General features: G+C 67.6%; 2 protein-coding genes. Both read right to left on the bottom strand.

What is annotated here, in order from left to right; all coding sequences use genetic code 11:
* The coding region (locus AC2VOG_RS20925; RefSeq protein ID WP_486941727.1) for an amino acid adenylation domain-containing protein at nt 1-5,572 on the bottom strand (5,572 nt) is incomplete at its 3' end.
* Nucleotides 5,569-7,302, bottom strand: a 1,734-nt coding sequence (locus tag AC2VOG_RS20920) for an SDR family NAD(P)-dependent oxidoreductase (protein ID WP_486941726.1), incomplete at its 5' end; no start/stop codon positions are given. The genes AC2VOG_RS20920 and AC2VOG_RS20925, both read right to left, overlap by 4 nt.

Genomic DNA, 7,302 nt, shown 5'->3' with positions numbered 1-7,302 from the left:
CCAGCGGCGTCGGCATGCTCAGCGGTCCGCGCGACACCGCGCCGGAGGTCTCGGTCGAACCGATGTTGTTCAACAACTCTGGGCCCTGGCCGCCGGCGCCCGCGCAGACCGCCGTCAAGCGCTGCAGCAGCGAAATACTCACCGGCTCTCCGCCGCACACCAGCCGTGCCAGCGCGCGAATCGCGTCCGGCGCGCTGTCGACGAGTGCGGAGACCAGGCTGGGCACCGCGGTGATCTGGGTGACGGATTCGCGTTCCATCAGCGCACCTAGCGCTTCGGCGTCGCGGTGCTCGGCGTCGTCGGCCAGGATCATGGTGGCGCCCGCGGCCAGTCCGGCCAGCAGTTCCATACCACCCTCGAGGAACGTCATCGATGCTTGCGCCAGACGAATATCCTGTGCGCGCGGCGGATAGCGGCGCAGCTGCCAATCCAACCGGGCGGCCATTGCGCGCTGAGTTCCGATCGCGCCCTTCGGCTTTCCCGTGGATCCGGAGGTGAACACCAGATACATCGGGTCGTCGGGATGCGGAAGGACCGGTCGCATGGTTGGCGGTACCGGTCGTCCGATCGCGGTCCGCACCTCTGGGTCGTCGAGCGACACGACGGTGACCGCGGACCCATGCGGCATAGTATCGAGCGCCTCGGCGGTCGCCACTACCACCGGCGGTTGCACGTCGTCGAGCATGAACTGCTTGCGCGCCAACGGATAAGCCGGGTCGATCGGAAAGTATGCCGCGCCGGCTTTGACGATGCCGAGCAACGCCACCACCATGTCGATGCCCCGACGCGTCGACAGGCCGACAAAGGTACCCGGGCGCACACCGCGACCAGCGAGCAGTACCGCCAGGTTGTCCGAACGACGATGCAGCGCTGCGTAATCGAGGTCGTCGCCAGCGCAGCGCACCGCGACCCGGCCGGCCTCGCACTGCCGGCTCGCCGCCAGCAGTTCCGGCACGCTGCGCGGCCGGTCCGCCGGTGGCTGATCGCCGCGGCTCCACCGGGTCAGGATGCGTCGTTGTTCCGGCGCACCGGTCAACACCACGTCGCGCAAACTCTGGTCGATGTCGTCGGCGAACTCGGTGACGACCCGTGTCAGCCAACCGGCGAACCGTTCGATAGTGGTGCGGCGGTATAGCTCGGTGCGGAATACCAGGTTGCCGTGGTAGCCGATCTCGTCGGATCCGTCGGTGCCGAAGAAGTTGACACTGAGGTCCGCGTGCGCCATGTCGAACACCGGATCCAGCGACGTGCACACGGTGTCTTGCCGGCCTGGCGCCGATTCGATGACCCGCGTGGCAGGCAGATGATCGCGGACATGCACGATCACTCCGAAAAGCGGATTGCGCGACAGCGAGCGCACCGGGCCGACGCTGTCGACCACCCGGTCGAACGGCAGGTCTTGGTGAGCGTAGCCGGCCAGCGCGGTCTCTCGCGCGCGGGCCAGCACCTCGCGCAGCGTGGGGTTGCCGCGTAAGTCGTTGCGCAGCACCAGGATGTTGACGAAGAAACCGATCAGCTGATCGAGTTCGGCTTCGGTGCGCCCGGCCACCGGTGTGCCGAGGGGAATGTCGACGCCGCTGCCCGCCTTGTGCAGCACGACCGCGACCGCAGCTTGCAGCGCCATGAATTCGGTGACACCCAGTTCGCGGCAGCGATCGGAAAGCTTGGCGCGAGTGGACGCGTCGATGCTGAACGTGACGGACTCGCCGTCGCCGCTGGGCAGCGCAGAGCGCGGGAAGTCGGGGCGTAGGCCGCTGTCTTCGGGCAGGCCGGCCAGCTGGCTCGACCAGTAGTGTCGCTGCTCGATGGCAACCGCAGATTCTTGGCCACCTGGCTCGCCGAGGAAATCACGTTGCCAAGCAGCGTAGTCCGCGTACTGAACACGCAGTGGCGCCCACGACGGAGCGTCGCCGGCGCGCCGGGCCCGGTACGCGGTCAGCACGTCGGCGAACAGCACCCCGGCTGACCAGTGGTCCGCGGCGATGTGGTGGACGACCAGCGACAGCGTGTGCTCGCCGCCGTTGTCCAGCACGGCCACCCGGATCGGCCACTCGCGCTCCAGCTGAAAGCAGTGCCGGCGCTCGGCCGCCAGCTGTTCGTGCAGCCACTTCTGGCCGTCGCCGGCCGCGCGACGCACCGCCAACTCGGCAACCGGTCCCACCACTTGGTACGGGATCCCGTCGTCGTCAACGTATGTGGTGCGCAGGATTTCATGGCGGGCAATGACGTCACCAACCGCGTCGATCAGCGCGTCGATGTCCCACGGCCCACTCAGCCGTGCGGCGAACGGGATGTTGTTGACCGGGCTCGGGCCCTCGACACGATAGCCGAACCAGCTACGCAGTTGCGACGCCGACAGCGGCATCGGCTCGTCATGGTCGATCGCAATCAGCTTCGGCCGCGAGCGGCCATGGGAGCCGGCACGCAGATCGTCGACACGTTGCGCCAGCGCCCCGGCGGTGCCCAGCTCGAAGACATCGCGGATGCCAAGTTCGACCGCGCATTCCGCGCGGATGGCGGTGACCAGCTTGGTAGCTACCAGCGAGTGTCCACCGAGATCGAAGAAAGAGTCATCGACACCGACGCGGTCATGCCCGAGTAACTCGGAAAACAATGCAGCGATTTGTCTTTCGGTGACGGTTGACGGGTCGCGGAATGGCGCTCTCGCGCAGATCTGCGGCACAGGCAGCGCCGCGCGGTCGATCTTTCCGTGCGTGGTGATCGGAATCTCCTCGATCACCGCGTAGGCGGCCGGGATCATGTACTCCGGCAGCGCCGCCGCTACACGTGCGCGAATCCGCTCGAGTTCGACTGTTTCGCAACCCGATCCGTCGGCCGGGGTCACGTAGCCCACCAGGCTCTTACCCAGCCCCGGTAAATCGCCGGCCACGACGACGGCCTGCCCGACGCTGGGGTCGACGGAGATCGCCGCCGCGACCTCACCCAGTTCGATGCGGAAGCCGCGAATCTTGACCTGTTCGTCGGCACGGCCGACGAATTCGACGTCGCCGTCGGCATTGCGCCGCGCGAGGTCGCCGGAGCGGTAGAGCCGGGCTCCGGGGGTGAATGGGTCGGCGATGAAACGTTCGGCGGTCAGACCGGGCCTGCGGTGGTAGCCGCGAGCTACATGTGTTCCGCCGATGTAGATTTCGCCGATCACACCGACCGGCACCGGCTGCAGGGCGTCGTCGAGCAGATGGATCTGGGTGTTGATCTTGGGCCGACCGATCGGCACCACCCGGGTGCCCTGGGGTCCTTCCACCGGATAGCTGGTGGCGTTGACGATGGTCTCGGTGGGGCCGTAGAAGTTGTAGAGCAGCGCGTCGAAGGTGGCGCGGAATTTGTCGGCGATCTCGCCGGGCAGCGGTTCGCCGCCGATCGGCACCCGGCGCAGGGTGCGCCACTGGTTGACGCCGGGCAATGACAAGAACAGACCGAGCAGCGACGGGACGAAGTGCATCGAGGTGATGCCCTCGTGCCGCAGCAGTTCGGTCAGGTAGCCGATGTCGCGCAGGCCGTCCGGCCGCGGAATCACCAGCCGTGCCCCACAGATCAGTGTTCCGAAAATCTCGCCGATGGACACGTCGAAACTCGGTGAGGCCACTTGTAGCAGGCGGTCGGTCTCGTCGACACGGTATTCGTCGCCGAACCAGACGAAGTACTCCGCGATCGGCGCGTGCGGCACCGCAACGCCCTTGGGCAGCCCGGTCGAGCCCGAGGTGTAGATCAGGTACGCGGTATTGGCCGGCCGAAGCGGGCGAAGCAGTTCTGCCGGTTCGCTGGCCGGGTAGCCGCAACGATCTATAACCGGTTCCCGTAGAACCAGTTTCGCCTGGGCATCATCGAGGATGAACGCCCGTCGGTCGTCGGGATAGGTGGGGTCGACGGGCAGGTAGACACCGCCTGCTTTGAGGACACCCAGCGCGGTGATGACCAGTTCCGGTGACTTGTCCAGTAGCACCGCCACTCGGTCTTCGGTGCCGATACCACGCTCGATCAGCCAATGCGCCAGCCGGTTTGCCTCATCGTCGATCTCGCGATAACTGTACTGCCGGCCCTCGTAGACGACGGCAACAGCATCCGGAGTGCGGGCAGCCCGCCGCGCAACCAGGCCCGAAAGCGTATTGGCCGGCACGCTGAAGGTTTCTCCTGCGGAGACCTCCCGCAGCCATGCGACGTCGGCGTGGCTCATCAGCCCGCACGCCGTCAGCGTGGTGTCGGGGTTGGCCAACGCGTGCTCCAACAGCACGCCGTAGTGCCGCAGTAGTTGATCCACCAGCGGTCGATCGAGGACTTCGACCAGATATTCGGCTTCGACCACGGCTCCGGCGCCGTTCATTTCGACCATGAAGCCAAGTGGTAACTGGCTGATATGGGCGCGCAATTCGGCGCGCGCACATCGCACGCCGGGTGGACTGAAGCCGCCGCCGTCGGGCTCGCGCATACCGAAGCTGACCCGCGTCATGCGCTCGGCCCCATGCCGGCGGTCGGGATTGGATTCGCGCACAAGCCATTCCAGGTCGACCCGCGAATGAGCCATGGCGCCGATCGAGCTGTCCCTGGTCTGCGCCAGCAACTCCCGGAACGTCATCCGCGACTCGGGCCGCATCCGCATCACCAGCGTGTTGCCGAAGTAACCGATCGCGGTTTCGGTTCCTGCGCTCCGGTTCAGCACCGGTGTTGCGACAAGGAAATCCGACGCATGAGTGTAGCGATGCACCAGCGCGCCGAACGCCGCCATCAACACCATGTACGGGGTGGCGCCCAACTCCCTGGCGAGTGTGGCTGCGCGGTCGATGGTCTCTGCCGACAGCCGGGAGGTGGCCCGCTGGGCACGCCACGTGCTCGGGACCACCGACCCGTTCGGACCGGGAAGTTCCAGCGGCTCGGGCAGATCCGCCATCAGCGACCGCCAGTACGCCAGGTCGTCCTCGCTGCCGCGGACCGGGTCCCCCGCGACCGCGGTCAGCACCGGTGCGGCGCGATCGGCGCCGGTGTAGGCACGCGTCAGGTCGGCGAAGAACGGTGCCCACGAACCGTCATCCCAGGCGATGTGATGGGCGGTGACCAGGAGTATCAGTTCCTCGGCGCCCACCCGCGCGGCGGCGATCCGCAGCGGTGAATCTCTGGTCAGGTCGAAGGGCTGCCGAAACTGCCTCTGCGCCAGCACTTCCAGCCGGAGTTTTCGAGCCTGCGCGGCAAGGCCGGACAGGTCGTGCTCGGCCCAGTCCGGCCGCAGGTCGTCGTGAACCACCGGGTGAGGATCGCCGTCGCTGCCGGTCTGATACGTCGTACGCAGCACCGGGTGGCGCAGCGCGACCGCATCCACCGCTTGCCGCAGCCGTGTGATGTCGACGCTGCCGCTCACCCGATACGAGACGCAGATATTGAGCAAAGCGCCGTCGGGGTCCGCCGACTGCACAAACCACATCCGGCGTTGTCCGTCGGACAGCTGGGGGCGCGCCCGGACGGCGCCGGCGCCCGAGCGGGTCAAGCCACGCTCGGCGATCTTGCGGCGCAGCAATTCCAGCCGCTGCGCTTCCAGCGTGTCCAAGCCGGTGGTGTCCGTCACGCGTGGGCTCCAACCTTCTCGGTGCAGTGGCCGCTGCTTGTACCCAGGACATCGATCAGTTCGTCGACGGTGATCCCACCGAGCATCCGCGCAACCGGAGCCGAATGGCCCACCGCCCTTCGCAATCGCCGCCGCAGATCGAGTGCCAGCAGTGAGTCCAGGCCCAGGTCGACCAGGGACGCGGTCGCGTCGATCACCGCCGAATCGCCCAGCTGCAGCGTCGCCGCCAGTTCGGCATGCACCAGATCGGCGAGAGTCGTTTCACCAAAATGGCTCTGTGGCAGCGCATGATTCTCCTCAGCGCGCCCGTGAAAGGGCATCGCGATGCCCTGGCTGTCGAAGAACACCCGGAGCCGGTCGAGGTCGGCGCGAAAAACCAACGGATCGCCGGCGTACCGGCCCAGGCCGGCGGCCACCGCCGACTCGGCTGGCATCGCGAGCAAACCAGAGCGTTCGGTTCGGGCGATCTCGGCGGGCGCCACCACTCCGGCGTCCTGCCACAGACCCCACCGAATTGCGGTGCAGTCCAAACCGGTTGCGCGCAGCTGCGCGGCCAGCACGTCGAGAATCCGGTTGGACGCCGCATAGGCGGCGTGACCACGCCCGCCCCAGACGCCGACAACCGATGAACAGGCCAGTAGCCGGCACCGCGGCTGCAGCGGCCAGCCCGCTACCATCGTGGCCAGGCCGGCCACTTTCGCGGCGCAGACGGCCGCCACATCCGCACCGGTGAGTTCGGTTCGCGTCGATACCGCAGCGATACCCGCGGTGTGGATCAGCAACGACGCACCGGTATCGGCGAATTCAGTCGCGATGGCCGCAACGGCGCCGCGGTCGGTGATGTCGCAGCGCGGCGCGTGCACCTCGACGTGGTGCCGCCCGATCAGCGAGCGCAGCCTCTGGGGTTCGATACCGTTGCGGCTCAACAGGACTACTCTGCGCGCGCCACGTTCGATGACGTACTGCGCATATCGCCGGCCGATGGCTCCGCTGCCGCCGGTGATCACCACGTTGTCCAGTGCCGCCGCGTCGAGCGACCGGGCGGTCCCCGACTCGTGTTCTTCGCGCAGGGCGCGAACGTAACACTGTGCTGCGCTGCCGCGCAGCGCCATCACCCCGACCGCGCCGACCAGCACCTCGAGAGCGGTTGCGGCCGAACGCTCGTCGAGCCCCCCGGCAGGCAGGTCCAGCGTCCCGAACGTCTGGTCGCCGAATTCGAAACCGACGCTGCGGTGCATCGCGGCGAGCGCCGCGTGGGCGGGCCGTACGGCCGTGTCGCCGGACACGACGTTTTCCCCGCCGGCGGTGAGCAGCCAGACAGCGCGGCATCGTGGTCCGATGAGCGCGGCGTAGTCCGGCAAACCCACATCGGTCCGACCGGCAAGCGCCGCGACGGCGGCGATCACATCCTGCTGATCAAGCGACGGAGCAAACACCGCAATCACTTCGGCGTCGCGCGGCGATACCACTTGACATCCTCGATGCGTGGAGGCCGCGGCGGTCAGACGGTTCACGTCGTCGCCGAGAATCGCGATGGCGCACCTGGTGGCGGACGCCGGAGCCGGGACCTCGGCTTGCCGCCAATCCTCGACCGCGACGGTCAACGGGTGCTGCGAGTCAGCGACCCGCAATGGCTCTGGCGCGGCCCACAGGTGTAGCGCGCGCATCGGCGCGTTCGGAAACCCGCGCAGCGGTGGTTCGAGGTCCGTGGGCATCGCATCGGCCCACCG

It is taken from the genome of Mycobacterium sp. TH-M11 (assembly GCF_057473725.1).
The sequence above is the reverse complement of the archived record's forward strand: the minus strand, read 5'-3'. Positions and strand labels throughout refer to the sequence as shown.